Source organism: Caballeronia sp. LZ029, assembly GCF_031451275.1.
Lineage (GTDB): Bacteria > Pseudomonadota > Gammaproteobacteria > Burkholderiales > Burkholderiaceae > Caballeronia > Caballeronia jiangsuensis.
In genome coordinates this window covers 891074-908042 of record NZ_JARUXO010000002.1, presented here as the reverse complement: position 1 = coordinate 908042, position 16969 = coordinate 891074, and the positions used below count along the sequence as shown (strand labels likewise).

Annotated in this window: 16 protein-coding genes; 4 read left to right on the top strand and 12 right to left on the bottom strand. The window is 61.6% G+C overall.

The features are described 5' to 3' along the window. Positions 1-5: 5 nt before the first annotated feature. Positions 6-353 (top strand): cupin domain-containing protein, encoded by a 348-nt coding sequence (locus QCE73_RS18965; RefSeq protein ID WP_309883007.1) that lies wholly within the window; start codon positions 6-8, stop codon positions 351-353. A 69-nt stretch (positions 354-422) separates the two neighbouring features. Beyond that, positions 423-1859 carry an amino acid permease gene (locus QCE73_RS18960; protein ID WP_309883005.1) on the top strand — a complete coding sequence of 479 codons (1437 nt, stop codon included), beginning with the start codon at positions 423-425 and terminating at the stop codon, positions 1857-1859. Positions 1860-1934: 75 nt separating this feature from the next. Here the strand turns inward: QCE73_RS18960 and QCE73_RS18955 are convergent, their stop codons facing one another. Then, on the bottom strand, positions 1935-2762 hold the full coding sequence (locus QCE73_RS18955) for a cupin domain-containing protein (protein WP_309883003.1): 828 nt from the start codon (positions 2760-2762) through the stop codon (positions 1935-1937). Positions 2763-2851: 89 nt separating this feature from the next. Next, positions 2852-3394: an Lrp/AsnC family transcriptional regulator gene (locus tag QCE73_RS18950; protein ID WP_035500352.1), complete on the bottom strand. Its 543-nt coding sequence runs from the start codon at positions 3392-3394 to the stop codon at positions 2852-2854. Positions 3395-3538: 144 nt separating this feature from the next. Between QCE73_RS18950 and QCE73_RS18945 the strand changes: the two genes are divergently transcribed. Next, positions 3539-4555 carry a 1-aminocyclopropane-1-carboxylate deaminase gene (locus QCE73_RS18945; protein WP_238212418.1) on the top strand — a complete coding sequence of 339 codons (1017 nt, stop codon included), beginning with the start codon at positions 3539-3541 and terminating at the stop codon, positions 4553-4555. Positions 4556-4558: 3 nt separating this feature from the next. Here the strand turns inward: QCE73_RS18945 and QCE73_RS18940 are convergent, their stop codons facing one another. The 5 genes from QCE73_RS18940 to QCE73_RS18920 all read right to left on the bottom strand — a co-directional run bounded on the left by QCE73_RS18940 (position 4559) and on the right by QCE73_RS18920 (position 9184). After that, positions 4559-5431 carry a nucleotidyl transferase AbiEii/AbiGii toxin family protein gene (locus QCE73_RS18940; RefSeq protein WP_309883002.1) on the bottom strand — a complete coding sequence of 291 codons (873 nt, stop codon included), beginning with the start codon at positions 5429-5431 and terminating at the stop codon, positions 4559-4561. After that, the gene (locus QCE73_RS18935) at positions 5409-6428 is read right to left on the bottom strand and encodes a type IV toxin-antitoxin system AbiEi family antitoxin (protein ID WP_309883001.1); all 1020 of its coding nucleotides are present in this window, start codon (positions 6426-6428) and stop codon (positions 5409-5411) included. The genes QCE73_RS18940 and QCE73_RS18935 overlap by 23 nt, the downstream gene beginning before the upstream one ends. Positions 6429-6509: 81 nt before the next feature. Next, on the bottom strand, positions 6510-6830 hold the full coding sequence (locus QCE73_RS18930) for a pyrimidine/purine nucleoside phosphorylase (protein WP_035500356.1): 321 nt from the start codon (positions 6828-6830) through the stop codon (positions 6510-6512). Between the two features lie 103 nt (positions 6831-6933). Beyond that, positions 6934-8256 carry an MFS transporter gene (locus tag QCE73_RS18925; protein WP_309882999.1) on the bottom strand — a complete coding sequence of 441 codons (1323 nt, stop codon included), beginning with the start codon at positions 8254-8256 and terminating at the stop codon, positions 6934-6936. Between the two features lie 76 nt (positions 8257-8332). Next, positions 8333-9184, bottom strand: a complete 852-nt coding sequence (locus QCE73_RS18920; RefSeq protein ID WP_309882998.1) for a class II aldolase/adducin family protein — start codon at positions 9182-9184, stop codon at positions 8333-8335. 778 nt (positions 9185-9962) lie between these two features. Here QCE73_RS18920 and QCE73_RS18915 point away from each other — a divergent pair. Beyond that, on the top strand, positions 9963-10691 hold the full coding sequence (locus QCE73_RS18915; RefSeq protein ID WP_035500360.1) for a Crp/Fnr family transcriptional regulator: 729 nt from the start codon (positions 9963-9965) through the stop codon (positions 10689-10691). A gap of 634 nt (positions 10692-11325) precedes the next feature. Here QCE73_RS18915 and QCE73_RS18910 read toward each other — a convergent pair. The 5 genes from QCE73_RS18910 to QCE73_RS18890 are packed head-to-tail and all read right to left on the bottom strand — an operon-like array spanning position 11326 to position 16836. Then, entirely contained in the window at positions 11326-12153 is an 828-nt protein-coding gene (locus tag QCE73_RS18910) for an ABC transporter permease (protein ID WP_309882996.1), read from the bottom strand. A gap of 14 nt (positions 12154-12167) precedes the next feature. After that, positions 12168-13421: an ABC transporter permease gene (locus tag QCE73_RS18905; protein ID WP_309882995.1), complete on the bottom strand. Its 1254-nt coding sequence runs from the start codon at positions 13419-13421 to the stop codon at positions 12168-12170. A gap of 26 nt (positions 13422-13447) precedes the next feature. Next, positions 13448-14494 carry an ABC transporter substrate-binding protein gene (locus QCE73_RS18900; RefSeq protein ID WP_309882993.1) on the bottom strand — a complete coding sequence of 349 codons (1047 nt, stop codon included), beginning with the start codon at positions 14492-14494 and terminating at the stop codon, positions 13448-13450. Position 14495: 1 nt separating this feature from the next. After that, on the bottom strand, positions 14496-15677 hold the full coding sequence (locus QCE73_RS18895) for an ABC transporter ATP-binding protein (protein WP_035500364.1): 1182 nt from the start codon (positions 15675-15677) through the stop codon (positions 14496-14498). Positions 15678-15696: 19 nt separating this feature from the next. Next, complete coding sequence (locus QCE73_RS18890) at positions 15697-16836, bottom strand: SRPBCC family protein (RefSeq protein ID WP_309882990.1); 1140 nt, start codon at positions 16834-16836, stop codon at positions 15697-15699. Between the last annotated feature and the right edge of the window lie 133 nt (positions 16837-16969).

The window sequence follows — 16969 nt, the reverse complement described above, 5'->3', positions numbered from 1 at the left end:
AATATATGAAGCCCATTGTTTACCGATATGAAGACAGCACGCGTTTTTCACCCTGGGTGGACGTTGCCGCACCCGTTGGCGAGCCGGTTTCCCGAACGAGAACGGCGCTCGATGGTCGTTCAGAGGAAGAGGGAGTTGCATTCGGCATTTGGGAGTGCAGCCGTGGCGTGTGGCGTCGGCAAGTCACTAAGCGCGAGTTCAGCCATATTCTTGCCGGCCATTGCTTCTTCACGCCGGACGGCCAGGCGACGATCGAGTTGCGCGCGGGAGACAGCGTCTATTTTCCCGCGAACTGCCACGGGATATGGGATATCCATGAGGACATCCGGAAGTCCTATCTGATCATCGACTGATCTCAACCAGCGCGATCGGCAACGCATCGGATCAAAACGCAGATATTTAGCAGTGCAACAGGAGATACCATGTCGAACTCCCATGACGGAACGCTCAAGGGCGGCCTTCAGTCACGTCATATGACCATGATTTCCATTGCGGGAGTCATTGGCGCCGCTCTGTTCATAGGATCGGGCAAACAAATCGCGCTCGCAGGGCCGTCGGTCATTCTCGCTTACCTGGCGGGCGGCATTCTCGTTTTTCTCGTCATGCGGATGTTGGGTGAGATGGCGATCGCCCAGCCGGATACCGGATCGTTCTCGACCTATGCGGACCGCGCCATCGGCCGTTGGGCGGGCTTCACGATCGGTTGGCTGTACTGGTATTTCTGGGCGATGTTGATGGGCTGGGAAGCCTATGTCGCCGGCCAGATTCTGCATGCCTGGTTCGCTTCGATACCCGACTGGGCTTTCGCGCTGATGCTGACCCTTGCGTTCATCGGCACGAATCTCATGAACGTGAAGAACTACGGCGAGTTCGAGTTCTGGTTCGGCATGATCAAGGTGACGGCGATTATCTTGTTTCTGGTGATCGGCAGTCTCGCTGTCGTGCATCTCTGGCCTTTCGGACATGCCCGCGGTTTCTCCCATCTGAGCGATTCGGGTTTCATGCCGAACGGACCCAAATCGGTCGTCACCGCATTGCTCGGCGTGATGTTCGCCATGATCGGGGCCGAGGTCGTGACGGTGGCGGCGAGCGAGTCCGTCAATCCGGGAAGGGAGATTTTCAAGGCGATTCGTTCGGTCGTGTGGCGCATCATCCTGTTCTATGTCGGATCGATCTTTCTGGTTGTGTGCCTCGTGCCTTACAACGATCCCGCGCTGGTGGATCCTACGCGCGGAAGCTACACCGTCGCGCTCGGCGCCCTCGGTATTCCCCATGCCCGCTTGATCGTCAACTGCGTGGTGCTGACGTCGGTTTGCAGTTGCTTTAATTCGTCGCTCTATACGGCGTCGCGCATGCTCTTTTCGCTCGCCGGACGTGGCGATGCACACCGGATCATGGCCAGGACCGCGAACAGGACCGGTACGCCTTATGTGGCCGTCGTGATGTCGAGCGTCTTCGCCTTCACGGCGGTTTATATGATGGCAAGCTCCAAGATGGATCTCTACGACGTCCTGATGCAGACCACGGGTTGTGTCGCGTTGCTCGTCTATCTGACGATAGCTTGCTGCCAGTTGCGTATGCGTCGGCAACTGGAGGCGCAAGGCGTCGAACTGAAGCTGAAGATGTGGTTGTTTCCGTGGCTGACCTGGGCCGTTATCGCCTTCGTGATCGGCGCGCTGGTCACCATGGCGGTGGAAGGAACCTACCGCACGGAAGTGCTGTCGACGGCGGGTCTCGCTGCCGTCATCGTGATGATGGGCCTGATCGCGCAGCGGTACGGGATCGGTAAGAGCGGGGCGCAGGGCAATCATGCGCGCACGGTATCGATGGATCGCGTTGAAGTCAGCTCGACGCCCTGACCCGACGTTTTGTCAGGCAGTCGCGCTTCGGCCATAAAGCTCGCGCGACTGTCGATGTAAGCACGCTTTCCCCGCCTAGAAACTCTTCGGCGTGTTGACCCAGATAAGCACCGTTGGCTCGTCACCCGTCGCCTTCCAGCTATGCGGATGCTGGCTCGGAAAAGCGATGCTATCGCCAGGCCCGAGAACGTGTTGCACATCGTCCACGGCGATATGAAATGCCCCGGATAGCACGTGGATAAACTCTTCGCCTTCGTGTGAGTAGAACCCGCTGCTTTCCGCGCCAGGCTGAAGCACCCACTTCTGGCAGTCGAGCAGACTGAGCGACTCGGCCAGTTGAAGGATGCGGATGTTCTTGCCGAAGCCCGCGATACTGCGCTCTTGCCCGCGTCGAACGACCTCGCGGTGAGGCTTGCTGCGTGACGGTTGAGACAGATCCGTTACCGTCGTCCCGTAGCAGAGTGCCAGCGCCTGCATGCTCGCGACGGTGGCGCCTTGCGAAGTGCGTTCGAAAGTCGAGATAAAGGAAACGGCGAGCCCGGTCGATTCTGCCGCTTCGCGCAAGGACAACCCGGCTTTTCTTCTGGCGAGCCGGAAGCGGCTGCCCAGTCCGTTTTGTCCGCTTTCGTTGAGCCCCGCCGTTTCCGGCTCGCGCTCAAGAGACTCCGGCGTAGTGTCGAGGTCTTTTTCCGCAAGCGCCTTGCGGATCGCGGACATATTGAGTCCTTCGACTTTCCGCATGTGCTGTATGGCGCGAATCTTCTCGATATCGGCCTGATCGAAAACACGCTGCCCGACTGCCGAGCGTTTCGGCGATACCAGTCCGTGCTGTTCCCACAACCGGAGCGTGGATACGTTCGTTCCCGTCAGGCGCGCGACGTCGGTAATGCGGTGTAGTGTCACTTATGAACCTCGGCTTTCGCAGCGTGCCCTCAGACAGAATTGATCATGTGACTGCATTTTACAGAGTCCTTTTTCATCGGGCGGTCGCCCTATGATCGAGTGATGTCCTGCGTGCGCGCGCCGGCCGAGTCGCCGATCGGAAACGCGGTCGTCGAAAGAATCTCGCGCAGCACGACGAACGTGCGGATCTGGCGCACGCCGGGAAGATAAAGCAGCTTCTCGGCATGAAGCCGGTTGAAGCTCTCGCTGTCGCGCGTGCGGATCAGCATGAAGAAATCGAACTCGCCCGTCACGACATGGCACTCCATGCAGCCGGGCACCTTCTGCGCGGCCTTTTCGAAATCGGCGAAGGAATCCGGCGTCGAGCGATCGAGGATCACGCCGATCAGCACGAGCATGCCGGCGTCGAGCGCTTTCGGATTCAGCAGCGCGACGGTCGCGCGGATCAGTCCCGTTTCGCGCAGCCGCTCGACGCGCCGCAGACACGCGGGCGGGCTGAGATTGACCTTCTCCGCGAGCGCGACGTTCGAGATCGACGCGTCGCGCTGCAACTGACGCAGAATCGCGCGATCGACACGATCGGTCTGAACGCCCGCCGGATGCGGGTTCGGCGCGGATGAGGTTTTTTTCATTGCGTGTGTTCGTTGTAGGACGAAATAAAAATTTGCATCGGCATCAGTATCACCAGAAACGTTAGGCCAGGAGCATTTTTTTCGCAACCCGGCTGATCGCGACAATCTCTACGATGGTGTTCCACCCTCACGAGGACGCCGATCATGAACCTGCAACGTTTTCCCCGTTATCCGCTCACTTTCGGACCGACGCCGATCCAGCCGCTCAAGCGCCTGTCCGCGCATCTCGGCGGCAAGGTCGAGTTGTATGCGAAGCGCGAGGACTGCAACAGCGGCCTCGCGTTCGGCGGCAACAAGACGCGCAAGCTCGAATATCTGATTCCCGAAGCGATCGCCGAAGGCTGCGACACGCTCGTGTCGATCGGCGGCGTGCAGTCGAACCAGACGCGCCAGGTCGCGGCGGTCGCGGCGCACCTCGGCATGAAATGCGTGCTCGTGCAGGAGAACTGGGTCAATTACTCCGATGCCGTCTATGACCGCGTCGGCAATATCCAGATGTCGCGGATGATGGGCGCGGACGTGCGGCTCGTCGCGGATGGCTTCGATATCGGCATCCGCAAAAGCTGGCAGGACGCGATGGACAGCGTGCGCGCGGCAGGCGGCAAGCCGTTTCCGGTGCCGGCCGGTTGCTCGGAGCATCCGCTGGGCGGTCTCGGCTTCGTCGGTTTCGCGGAGGAAGTGCGCGCGCAGGAAGCGGAACTGGGCTTCAGCTTCGATTACATCGTCGTGTGCTCGGTGACGGGCAGCACGCAGGCGGGCATGGTCGTCGGCTTTGCGGCGGACGGGCGCGCGCGGCGCGTGATCGGCATCGATGCATCGGCGAAACCGCAGCAGACGCACGATCAGATTCTGCGCATCGCGAAGCACACGGCGGAGCTCGTCGATCTCGGCCAGGACATCACGCGCGAAGACGTGATTCTCGACACGCGCTTCGGCGGCCCCGAATACGGCCTGCCGAACGAAGGCACGCTCGAGGCGATTCGTCTGTGCGCGCGGCTCGAAGGCGTGCTGACCGATCCCGTCTACGAAGGCAAATCGATGGACGGCATGATCCAGATGGTGCGCAACGGCGAATTCCCCGAAGGCTCGAAGGTGCTGTACGCGCATCTCGGCGGCGTGCCCGCGCTCAACGCGTACAGTTATCTGTTCCGCAACGGCTGAGTGCTAAAACGCCTCGCGGAATGCGTAAAACAACGTGGCGACGCGTTCCGACGTATCGGCTTCGAAGACCGCCATGCGTGAGCCGAGCATGTGCGTGAGGATCGGCGGCGCGGGATCGTCCACGCGCAGGATCGCGAGAATCTGCGCGCGGATGTCGCTGTCATTCGCGATGGCCGCGGTGTCGCGGCCGAGCAGCGCCGCGCCCGCGATATCCGGATCGTGGCCGTGGCGCTCGACGAGATCGAAGGCGTCGGAATAGAGCCGGTCGAGATTGCCGGCCTGCGCGTAATGCGCCATCAGAAAGAGCAGATCGATCGCGTCCTTGCGATCCGCCGCGTGCCGGTCCTGCCACGCGACGATCTTGAGCATCGCCTGCGCGGGCAGCGATGCGACCGGCACAACGAGATCGCGGTCGATGCGCACGGCGATCGCCGTATCGAGCGCCTGCCTGAAACCCGCGACGTTCATCCGCACCGACCCGTCCGGCGGCCACGCGATTTCGCCGTGCTCGTCCTGCACGCCGCCGAACGGCACGATATCGAGCCACGTGCGCTCGCCGGTTTGCGGCGCGCTGTAATTCAGGCGATGCGCCGAGCCCTTCGGCGCGGTGAAATTGCCCGACGCGAGCAGCGCGCGCCGCAACGCGTCGTGACCGGTCCAGCCTTGAATCGAAATGCCGATGTCGATGTCGGCGGTTGCGCGCGTCGCCTCGATATCGTGGACGTGCGTGAGCAGGATGTCGCGCGCGCTCGCGCCGCCGACGAACCACGCGATGCCGGTCGCCTCCGATGCGGCGACGACTTCGCGCAGCATCGTCGACATGACGCCGACGAGCGGGCGATGCGGCAGCAATTCAAGCGGCGAGGTAGCGTTCACGCAGCATCCTGGCGGTTTCGAGATTGCGCGGGTCGCCGCTCGCGACGAGATCGGCGTACACGATCAGCGGCGCGACGACGTTCGGCGGCAATCCGTCGATGGGCGCGAGCGCGACGGGCGCGCGCAGGAATTCGACATTGCCGGCGGGATCGGGCCGCAAGCGCGCCTGCATGATCCACTCGCGCGGCACGGTGGCTTCGGCGCAATAGGCGGTGACCGTCGCTGGTTTCAGATACTCCGTGAGTATCGCCGCGGCGGGCTCGCCGCCGAACTGGCATCGACCCGGCAGATCGGGCGCGTCGCGCCACCAGTCGTTCGAGTCCGCGCGATATCGCCCGATGACGAGCGATTCGCGCAATTGCCGCGGATACAGCGTGACCCATTCGTCGATGAGCCGTTCCTTGTCGGCGAATTGCAGGCCGCGCCCATCGGGCCGTTCGAACACATCGCGATGATCGATGAGCGCGCGCACGGCGTTCTGCACCGTGCCATGACTGACGCCCGCGTTCTGCGCGATGTCGCGATAACCGCGCTCCAGCAGCGAAGGTGTGATGAGTAGCGCCAGCGTGACGCGCAGTGTCGATTTGGTCCAGGTTCTGGAACGATGCGCCTTGCCTTTCGCCGCGCGTGGACGGCCCGAAACGATCACGACGCTATTGCCTTCGATGAGGCTCGCGTTGCCGGCCAGATCGAGTGCGTCGATGCCCAGTTCGCGGCAGGCGCGGATCATGTCCGGCGACAGATGCAGGGTGACGAGCGTGGGATTCGCGCCGCCGTCGCGCGTGGCCGATGCGCCGAACGCCGACAGCGCGCTGAAGCGGTCGATGTTTTCCCGCACGACGACGGGACGCTTGACGCGCGCGCCGCCGATGCGGAATTCGATGGCGGCGTCGTATTCGCCGCGCGCGGGCGGTTTGACGCGGCGCGCGGCGAGGCCGGTCGCGTCGCTGAAGGCGGCGGCGGCGGCTTCGACGAGTTGCTCGGCGTTCGGCGGCATGAGTGCGGTTCGTTGTCCAGTTTTACGGAGTGTACACGAAACGTGGACATCGCAAAAAATTGGACGATCGATTCGAATCGCTCAGAGATAACTGCAAACGTAGTCGAGCGTTTCGACCACGTCGATATCGAAGCGGCTCTTGCCCGGCACCGAGAACGATTCGCCCGCGCCATACGTCTTCCACTCGTCGCTGCCGTCGAGGCGGATGCGGCATTGGCCGGCCTGCACTTCCATGAGTTCGGGCGCATCGGTGCCGAAGTTGAGCGTGCCGGGGAGGATCACGCCGAGCGTCTTTCTGGTGCCGTCGGCGAAGAGCACGGTGTGCGACACGCACTTGCCGTCGAAGTAGACGTTGGCGCGTTTGATGACGGAAACCTGATCGAATTGCGTTGCGGCGGTCATGGCGGTGGTCCTTTAGTCGTCGGGAATGGTTGGTCCGCCATCATACAAAAAAGGGCGATGCGGTTGCCACCGCATCGCCCGTTCCGAACGAAGCGTCGCCGGATCAGCGGTTCACGAGACGCCTGGGCATCAACAACACCAGCAAGCCACCGATCGCGAGACAGGCCGCGAGCGTGTACACGCCGAGATCCGTCGAATGCGTCTTGTCGATGATCCAGCCGATCACATACGGACTGATGAAGCCCGCGAGATTGCCGAACGAGTTCACGACCGCCACGCCGGTCGCCGCGGCCGCGCCGGCGAGAATCGCGGTCGGCAGGCACCAGAACTGGCACAGCGTGGTCATGACGCCCATCGTCGCGACGGTGAGGCCGATCATCGCGAGCGTGACGTTGCCGCTGCCTGCCATGACCGCGACGATCCAGCCCAGCGTGCCGATGAGACCCGGCACCGCGACGTGCCAGCGCCGCTCGCGCCGCGCATCCGAGCTGCGCCCGACGACGATCATCGAAATCGCGGCGGCGGCATACGGCAGCGTCGTCAGGAAGCCGATCGTCAGCGGGTCTTTCACGCCCGATCCCTTGATGAGCGTCGGCAGCCAGAAGCCCACGCCGTACAGGCCCATGATGAAGAACAGATAGATCACGGACAGCGCCCAGACCATCGGATTCGTGAAGCCGTCCTTGAACGAATGCGATTCGACGCCCTGCGCATCGGCTGCGACGTTGGCGGCGAGAATCTTCTTCTCGTCGTCGGTGAGCCACTTCGCCTGCTCGATGCCTTTGTCGAGCATGAAGATGATGGCGAAGCCCAGCACCAGCGACGGAATCGCTTCGAGCAGGAAGAGCCATTGCCAGCCGGCGAGTCCGTGCGTGCCGCTCATCGCGTGGAGAATCCAGCCCGACAGCGGACCGCCGATGACGCCCGAAATCGGAATGCCCGTCATGAAGAGCGCGATGATCCTGCCGCGTCGCGCCGACGGATACCAGTACGTCAGATACAAGATGACGCCCGGAAACAGGCCCGCTTCGGCGAGACCGAGCAGGAAGCGCAGTACATAGAACGTCGTGGGCGTTTGCACGAACATCATCGCGGCGGAGATGATCGCCCAGGTGATCATCACGCGTGCGATCCAGAGCCGCGCGCCGACCTTGTGAAGGATGATGTTGCTCGGCACTTCGAAAATGAAATAGCCGATGAAGAAGATGCCCGCGCCCAGACCGTAGACGGTTTCGCTGAAGCCGAGATCCTTCAGCATCTGCAGCTTGGCGAAGCCGACGTTCACGCGGTCCAGATAGGCCGCGACGTAACAGAGGAACAGCAGCGGAATGAGGCGCCACGTCACTTTTGCGTAGAGCGCGGACACCGAGGTGTCCACGCGCTCGAACTCGGGCGACGCCGGGAACGCTTGTCTCGACGTAGTCATGGGGATGTCTCCGAATCTTGTAAGGGGATCGCCTCGCCTTTCTCCGAAGGCGAGGTATTGCGGCAAAAACGATCGATCAGTCGAACATGTCAGGCTGCGTCGCAACCAGATCATTCCAGATGGTCTGAAAGTGCAGCCAGCCGATGTAGTCGCTCCCCACGTGCTCGCGACTGTAGCGAGCGCGGTCTTCGGGCACGAGCTTCGGCGTGATGCCGGTCGCTTCGATCATCAGTTGCTGCTGGCAGCAGCGCTCCAGCGCGATGAACCAGAACGCCGCCGAATCGATGCTATGACGGCTCGCGGTCAGCAGCCCGTGGTTCTGGTGAATCGCGGCCTTCACGCCCTTGAATGCATTCGCGACCTTGTTGCCGCCCTTCACTTCGACGGCGACCTTGCCCGCTTCGTCGCCGATCACGACGTGGTCCTCGAAGAACGCGCAGGCGTCCTGCGACATCGGGATGAGCGGCTTGCCGAGCGCCGCGAAGGCGGTGCCGTAGACGGTATGCGCGTGGCACATCGCGACGATGTCCTGATGCTGCTCATGCACGGCGGCGTGCAGCACGAAGCCCGCGCGATTGAGCGCGTAATTGCCCTCGACCACGTTGCCCCGATGATCGGCGCAGATCAGGTTCGAGAGTTTGACCTGCGCGAAATGAGCGGCCATCGGGTTGGTCCAGTAGAGCGACGGATTTTCCGGATCGCGCACGGTGAGGTGGCCCGCGAAACCGTAATCGAAGCCTTGCAACGCGAACGCGCGGCACGCGGCGACGAGACGCTCCTTCAGATACTGACGATGTTCGGTGTGGCTCGAAAACGTCGGCACCTCGGGGAAGATCAGGCCTTCCTGTTCCGGCTGATAAATCGACACGCGGCCTTTGAGGTCGATTGCCGAATCGTTCTTTGCGGGAGTCTCCATGACGTCGCTCATCTTTTTCGCTCCATGCGGATCAAGTGGGTATGCCGTGCATGGTGCCGCGAGCGATGCTTGCGTACAAACGAAGGTTGTTCAAGCAAGCATGAACCACATTCATGCATGGCCTTTTTTGAAGCCTCTGCGGAATTGCCAATACCCTTAGGTATAAGCAATGCAACGTTTTTCGCGCCGCCGCAAATCCGCCCCCAATCACGCGCGCCCCGGGACCGATACTTGGGTGAATCCCGCAGAGGCCCGCTGCATAAGGCTCGGCGCCGTCTTAACGCAGGGCCTTCAAAAGCGGCGCGCAAAGCCGTTAACCACGTTTGCAACATTTTGGGAGCGGAGCGCGTTTCCACCGCGACAAGGCTTTGAGGCGTGCAATCGGCAGCGTTTTGACGACGGCCGCTCTGTCGGAAGCCCGGTGCGACAAGGTATTAGCCAGACGAAAACGTTTGGCGTCAGTTGATCTTCCTGTGCGATCCGTATGAAGGACGCCTTTCACGATTGAATCAATTTTGTTCGTACTTGAGCGCACGTTGCCGCGCGCTACGTGCGGACTCGCGCAAACCCCAGTTGGTATAAGGATTGGCGTGCGCTGGCACACCTCTCGCTAATGTATGACCACGCACGAAGGTCACCGCGATCCTTCAACAACAGATAAGAGCGGTGAATTCGTGCTACGGGGCTGGTCGCAACAGGGTTCGATGTACGCCGACAGATGCATACACGAATCCTGTTGCGAGCCAGAAGAAATCAAAAGCGCGAAGCGCACACGCACGAGACTAATAAAATGTTGACTCTTCAATCAGACCTGCACGGCAATCATCTTTTGGGCGCGCTTCCGGCACAGGAATGGCAAGCCCTCGCGCCTCATCTCGAACTGGTTCAATTGCGCACGGAGCAGTTGCTGTGCGATTCCGGTCAACGCATCCACCACGTGTATTTCCCGACCACGGCGATCATCTCGCTCCTGCATACGATGGAAGACGGCGGCTCTGTCGAAGTCGCGGCGGTCGGACGCGAAGGGATGTCGGGCGTTCCGGTGCTGACGGGCGGCGACACCATGCCGACGCGCGTACAAGTGCAGTGCGCGGGCTTCGCGTATCGCATGAGCGCCGGGGCATTGCGTGAGCACTTCGGTCGTTCGGACTTCCTGCGTCGCGTGATGTTGCTGTACATGCAAGCCCTGCTGACGCAAGTCGCGCAGACGGCGGCGTGCAATCGTCATCACTCGCTGTCGAAGCAACTGTGCCGCTGGTTGCTGATCCAGACGGATCGCACGCCGTCGGATCAATTGCGCGTTACGCAGCAGATGATCGCCGATATGTTGGGCGTGAGACGTGAAGGTGTGACTGAAGCCGCTGGCAAGCTGCATGATGCAGGGCTTATTCATCACAGCCGTGGTTGCATCAAGATTCTCGATCGTGCGGGGCTCGAAGAGCGGGCTTGCGAGTGTTATGGCATCGTCAAGCGGGAGTTTGATCGGATGTTGCCGCGGCGGGCTGAAGCGGTGGTTTAAGGATGTCTCTTTCGCTGCGGGTCCCGTTATCGTGTCGGTCTATTAGCGCTGCCCCTGTGCGGGGCGGCAGTCACTTTCTTTGCTGCTGCAAAGAAAGTAACCAAAGAAAGCAGCTCGTTTAAGCCCGCGGTCACACGCACGTTGGCTATGCTTGCCAGCCGCCCGTGGCACTCGCCTAAGTGTCGCCCCCAAAGGCCCAATCGGGCTTGGCTCGCGCACGGTCTGACGCGCTAGTTGTTTTAGGGCGCTGGTTCAGCACGAAAGAGCTTCGGCACAGCGCTACGCGCTGCCGTCGGGTATGCAAGGGAAGCCATCGAAGAAGCACGCGCACACCCGATTGACCCATCGGCCGCTTAGCGGGCCGGAGCTATTTGGTGCTGAACCAGTTTATTGAGTGGTGCGATGAGTCAGACCGTGCGCGGTCCAAGCCCTTATCTGCTTGTGAGGGCACTCTCTATTGCCGGGCCATTCAGCCAATCGCCTGTGCCGCGGCCGGCGTGAAGTGCTTAGGCTGGGGAAAGCTGTTTCTTTGGTTACTTTCTTTGCAGCAGCAAAGAAAGTGACTGCCGCCCCGCACAGGGGCAGAGCTAATAGACCAATAAGAAACCGGGATCCGGCGACGAAAAAAACCCCATCAAACGCCCCCACGACTAGCCGCAGCCGCCCTCCCTCGCAACCAATTGATGCTAGCAAAAAGCACCACAGCAAACACGATCAACATCGTCGCGACTGCGAGAATCGACGGATCGATCGAATCGCGGATACCGCTCCACATCTGCCGCGGCACGGTCCGCTGATCCGGCCCGCCGATAAACAGAATCACGATCACTTCATCGAACGAAGTCGCGAAAGCGAACACACTGCCCGTGGCGACCGCTGGCGTAATGAGCGGCAAAGTCACGCGCCGAAACGCAGTCCAAGGCCTCGCACCGAGACCGGAAGCCGCGCGCAACAGACTCTGATCGAACGACAACAACGAAGCCGTCACGGTAATCACGACAAACGGCGTCCCCAGCGCCGCGTGCGCGAAAATCACGCCGGGATACGAATTCACGAGCCCGAGCGGCGCGAAGATGAGATAGAAGCCCGCCGCGACGACGACGATCGGCACGATCATCGGCGAGATGATGATCGGCATGATCACCGAACGCAGGGGAAACTGCGAACGCGAAAGACCGAGCGCCGCGAGCGTGCCCAGACACGTGGCGATCAACGTCGATGCCGCGCCGATGCCGATGCTGTTCAACAGCGAGCGCTGCCAGTCCGAACTAGTCAAAGCCTGCTCGTACCAGCGCAGCGAAAAGCCCTGCAACGGATACGAAAAATACGATCCCGAGTTGAACGAAAGCGGGATGATCGCGAGAATCGGCGCGACGAGAAAGAACAGCACGATCGCGGTATGCACGCGCACCCAGCGCGATGCGATGCGTTCGGTCAGCACCTTGTTGCGTTGCTCTGTCATGGAAGAAAGACTCCTCAACCGAAGCGCAACCGGTCGATGCCGACGATGCGGTTGAACAGGAAATAGAAGATCGCCGTGAAGATCACGAGATATGCCGATAGCGCGCCCGCGAGTCCCCAGTTGAGCTGCGTGTTCGTTTGCAGCGCGATGAGCTGACTGATCATTTCATCGCCAGCGCCGCCGAGCAGCGCGGGCGTGATGTAGTAACCGAGCGCGAGCACGAAGACGAGGAAGCAGCCCGCGCCGACGCCCGGCAGCGTCTGCGGAATATAGACGCGCACGAACGCGGTGAACGGATGCGCGCCGAGCGATTGCGCCGCGCGCACGTACACGGGCGATACGCCTTTCATCACCGAATAGATCGCGAGAATCATGTACGGCAGAAGCACATGCGTCATGCCGATCAACACGCCCGTACGATTGAAGATGAGCGGCACCGGATGCGTCGCGAGGCCGAGACCCGCCAACAGACCGTTGATGACGCCGCCCGGTTGCAGCAGCACATACCACGCCGTCGTGCGCACGAGCAGCGAGGTCCAGAACGGCACGATCACGAAGAGCATCAGGCGGTTGCTGCTCTGCGCCGGAAGATTGGCGAGCAGCCACGCGACCGGATAGCCGAGCACGAGGCACAAGAGCGTGACGGACGCGCTGATCGATATCGTGCGAAGAAACGCCTGCCGATACACCGACGAGTTATCCGGCACGAAGGCGAGGTTGCCTTGCGGCTTCACTTGCGCATCGACGGCGGCGAGCAGATAGTCGGGCGTCGGCGATGTGGCCGCGCGCTTCAAAAGACGCCATATTTCAGGGGAATTCCAGCGTTCGTCCATCTCGATCAACGCAGGCTTCCACGCGGGCGGCGCGTCGTCGCGGACGCTGCGCGCGGTGCGCATCAACAGGCTGCGAAATTCGGGCTGCGCGAAGTTGAGCCTGCGCGCAACGGTGCCGAGCTGTCCGCTCTGCTGCGCATCCTTGAGGCCGGCCGCGAGCAGCGCGAACACATGTTCGTCGGGCACGCCGCGCCCGTCCCACGCATCGAGCGCGCGAGTGAGCGCGGGCATGCTGCCCGGCACTTCCCTGTTCTCGACACTGCGCGCGAGCAGGAGCGCGATCGGTGCGATGAACGTCGACAGCAGAAACACGATCAGCGGCAATGCAAGCAACAACGCCTGCACCGATGCGCGGCGGCGCGCTCTTTGAAACGAGGCGCGGCCATCGGCTCTCGTCGGAGAACCGGAGGCAGGCGCGTGGATCGATGCAGGCATGAGGTCCCTCTGGTCCTTGAACGGCGTTACTGCGTCAGCCACACCTGGAAGCGCTTGTTGATCTGGTCGGCGTTATCGGCCCAGAAATTCGCGTTGATCTGCACGGCGCGCTTGAAGTTATCCGGCGCGGTCGGCATGTCGGCGAGACGCTGCTTGTCGACGAGCGCAACCGCGTCCTTGCGCGGCGGCGCATAAGCGATGTACTTCGACAAATCCGCCGATGCCTTCGGCTGCGCCTGCGACACGATGAACTTCGCGGCGGTGTCGGCGTGCTTCGCGCCCGTCGGAATCGCCCACCATTCGAAGTCGTAGACCTGCGCATCCCAGACTGCCTTGAACGGCTTGTTGTCCTTCTTCGCGGCATCGTCGATGCGGCCGTTATAGGCTTGCACCATTACGACCGCGCCATCGGCGAGCAGTTGCGGCGCCTGCGCGCCCGACTCCCACCACACGATGTTCTTCTTGATCGTGTCGAGTTTCTTGAAGGCGCGATCGACGCCGGCGGGCGTGCCGAGCACCTTGTACACGTCTTTCGGATCGACGCCATCGGCGATCAACGCCCATTCCATCGATACCTTCGGCGACTTGCGCAGGCCGCGCTTGCCGGGGTATTTCTGCAAGTCGAAGAAGTCGTTGACCGTGCTCGGCGCGGTCTTCAGCTTGCTCACGTCGTAGGCATAGACGGTCGACCAGACCATGCTCGCGACCGCGCAATCGCTGATCGAACCGGGGATGAAATCGCTCGTCTTGCCGATCGACTTCTTGTCGAACTTCTGCAGCAGGCCTTCATCGCATGCGGTGATCGCGTCGTTGGTTTCGAGATCGATCAGATCCCACGTCGTGTTCTTCGCCTGCTCCATCGCCGATAGCTTGGCGAGGCCGCCGTCGTACGATTCGGTCGAGAAGTTCACGCCCGTAGCCTGTGTGAACGGTTCGAACCAGGCCTTCTTTGCCGCGGCTTCATACGCGCCGCCGAAAGTCACGACAGAGAGCGTCTCCGCCGCGTGTGTCGGGATGGTTGCAAACGCAAATACTGCGAGTGCGGCGCATTGTGCTTTGATGTGGGTGCGCATGTCAGTTGGCTCCTGCGGGTGCGGTCGAGATGAGGGAAGGTGACGGCGGTGTGGTTGGGGCAATCGCGGGGGCGCTCTTTGGCGCCATCATCGCGAGAATCTTGCAGTCGTCGTGACGCCATGCAATTTCGATCGTGCTTCCGGCTGCGGGCAACGCATGACGCTGCGTGTTGGGCACTTTCACGACGAGAGAATCGCGCGAGCCCAGCTTCAGATGCACGCGATGATGATCGCCGCAATACACGAGTTCCTCGACGCAGGCGCGCACGACGTTGCTGTGCTCGTCGGCTTGTGCGCCGTCCGCGCCCGGAATGTGCGCGCGTTCGGGGCGCAGCGCGAGCATCGCTTCGTCGCCGGCGCGCAGGCCGTGTTCGCAGCGTCCGCGAATGACGCTGCCGTCCGAGAGCGCGAGCGTCGCCCATTCGTCGTTCACGCTGGTGACGCGTCCCGTGAGTCCGTTGTTCTCGCCGACGAAGTTCGCGACGAATGCGTTCTGCGCATTCTCGTAAAGCTCGCTCGGCGTGGCGGCCTGCTGGATGCGGCCATCGGAAAAGACGGCGACGCGGTCGGACATCGTGAGCGCTTCGGCCTGATCGTGCGTTACATAGACGATCGTCAGCGAGAGTTCGCGATGCAGCCGCATGATCTCGTATTGCATCGTTTCGCGCAGGCGTTTATCCAGTGCGCCGAGCGGCTCGTCCATCAGCACGACGCTCGGCTCGAACACGAGTGCGCGTGCGAGCGCGACGCGCTGCTGCTGCCCGCCGGAAAGCTGCGAGGGGCGCCGGTTCGCGAGATGCGGCAGTTCGATCATCTCCAGCGCGCGTTTGACGCGCGTCTTCTGCTCCGCGCGGCTCACGTGCCGCACGGAAAGCGGAAACGCGACGTTCTCCGCAATCGTCAGATGCGGAAAGAGCGCGTAGTTCTGAAACACCATGCCGATGTCGCGCTGATGCGGCGGCTTGTCGTCGAGACGCCGGCCATCGAGGCGAATCTCGCCTTGCGTCGGCGTTTCGAAGCCCGCGAGCATCATAAGCGTGGTCGTCTTGCCCGATCCCGACGGTCCGAGCAGCGAAAGAAACTCTCCCTTGCGCACGTCGAGGTTCAGGTCCTCCACGACATAGTGCGCGCCGTCGTACGATTTGCTCACGCCCGAGAAGGAGATGAAGGAAGGGTCTGACATCGTGATCGCGTCCTGTCTTTCAGTGCTGTGCGAGCTTCGACGCGATATAGCGCGCGAAGTCGTAATTGGGCCGTTCGAGATGACTCAGGTTGCCGGGCTTTGCGAGCGGCGCATGTACGCCGCGAAACACTGCCTGCACGCCGCGCCTGTCTTCCGCGTTCACTTCGTCGAGCAGCTTCTTCAGTGTCGTCATGTGCGCGTTCGCTTCCGGATCGGCGATGAATTCAGGCGCGAGCCCGCCGCCGAAGCGGATATGCACCTGCCCGACGCCGCGCGGTTGCAGCACGAGATACCAGAAGTAGCCGGGCGTGAGCGTCACGAGATGCGTCGGGTAGATCGCGAGCAGCGCGGTCGTCTTGCGCCAGTGACCCGACAAGCGCGTGTTGTCCGGATGCGCATTGCCGATCGGCAGGCTCGCTTCCTTCGTGATCCAGTGATAGTTGAACGCGGGATAGCCTGGCGGACATTCCATTTCTTCGAGCCTGGAATGCGGCCCCACGGTTGCGCGATGCAGCATCGGCAAGTGATAGCTTTCCATGAAATTTTCAGCGAGGATTTTCCAGTTCGTGTCCCACACGTGCTCTTCATAGAAAGTTTCGATGTAGTCCGTCATGCCGTAAGCGCCGATGAGTTCGCTCAATTCGGCCAGTTGCTTTTGAACAGGCGGCGCGTTTTCATCGAGCGTCACATAGATCCAGCCTTGCCATTCTTCGCAGCGAATGGCGGGCAATTTATAGCTTTCCTTGCAGAAGCCCTCTTGCCGCTCCATGAGCGGCGCGCCCTTCAATTCGCCGTCGAGCCCATAGCTCCACGCGTGATACGGACACACGATGCGGCGCTTGTTGCCGCGCCCTTCGAGCAGCACCGACATGCGATGCAGGCACACGTTCGATATCGCCTTGAGCTGCATCTGCTCGTCGCGCAACACGGCGATCGGTTGTTCGCCGATTTGCGCCGTCAGATAGTCGCCGGGCTCTTTCAACGCGCTTGCGCGGCCGACACACTGCCATTCGTGCGCGAAGATTTCGCTCTCTTCGAGAGCCAGAAACTCGGGCGATGTATAGACGCCGGGCGGCATGGCGCGCGCATCGCTGAATGGTCGTTCGCAATTCGACCGCATCTGGTCGATGAGCGTTTGCACCGCGATCGTCCTTGTCATGAGGCTCTCCATGTTCCTTCCCGTGGAAGCGCGTCGACGCGAGGTTTCAAGGCGTTGCGCTCGGCATGGACATCAATCTATCAAGCCAAATTGCCAGCCAAAATATTGTTTTCGGATACAAAGCAAAGCTTTT

Coding starts and splice junctions, on each gene's coding strand:
- QCE73_RS18915 (WP_035500360.1), top strand. CDS start 9,963: ATGTTGACTCTTCAATCAGACCTGCACGGCAATCATCTTTTGGGCGCG.
- QCE73_RS18910 (WP_309882996.1), bottom strand. CDS start 12,153: ATGACAGAGCAACGCAACAAGGTGCTGACCGAACGCATCGCATCGCGC.
- QCE73_RS18930 (WP_035500356.1), bottom strand. CDS start 6,830: ATGACCGCCGCAACGCAATTCGATCAGGTTTCCGTCATCAAACGCGCC.
- QCE73_RS18965 (WP_309883007.1), top strand. CDS start 6: ATGAAGCCCATTGTTTACCGATATGAAGACAGCACGCGTTTTTCACCC.
- QCE73_RS18925 (WP_309882999.1), bottom strand. CDS start 8,256: ATGACTACGTCGAGACAAGCGTTCCCGGCGTCGCCCGAGTTCGAGCGC.
- QCE73_RS18895 (WP_035500364.1), bottom strand. CDS start 15,677: ATGTCAGACCCTTCCTTCATCTCCTTCTCGGGCGTGAGCAAATCGTAC.
- QCE73_RS18935 (WP_309883001.1), bottom strand. CDS start 6,428: ATGCCGCCGAACGCCGAGCAACTCGTCGAAGCCGCCGCCGCCGCCTTC.
- QCE73_RS18950 (WP_035500352.1), bottom strand. CDS start 3,394: ATGAAAAAAACCTCATCCGCGCCGAACCCGCATCCGGCGGGCGTTCAG.
- QCE73_RS18905 (WP_309882995.1), bottom strand. CDS start 13,421: ATGCCTGCATCGATCCACGCGCCTGCCTCCGGTTCTCCGACGAGAGCC.
- QCE73_RS18945 (WP_238212418.1), top strand. CDS start 3,539: ATGAACCTGCAACGTTTTCCCCGTTATCCGCTCACTTTCGGACCGACG.
- QCE73_RS18960 (WP_309883005.1), top strand. CDS start 423: ATGTCGAACTCCCATGACGGAACGCTCAAGGGCGGCCTTCAGTCACGT.
- QCE73_RS18920 (WP_309882998.1), bottom strand. CDS start 9,184: ATGAGCGACGTCATGGAGACTCCCGCAAAGAACGATTCGGCAATCGAC.
- QCE73_RS18900 (WP_309882993.1), bottom strand. CDS start 14,494: ATGCGCACCCACATCAAAGCACAATGCGCCGCACTCGCAGTATTTGCG.
- QCE73_RS18890 (WP_309882990.1), bottom strand. CDS start 16,836: ATGACAAGGACGATCGCGGTGCAAACGCTCATCGACCAGATGCGGTCG.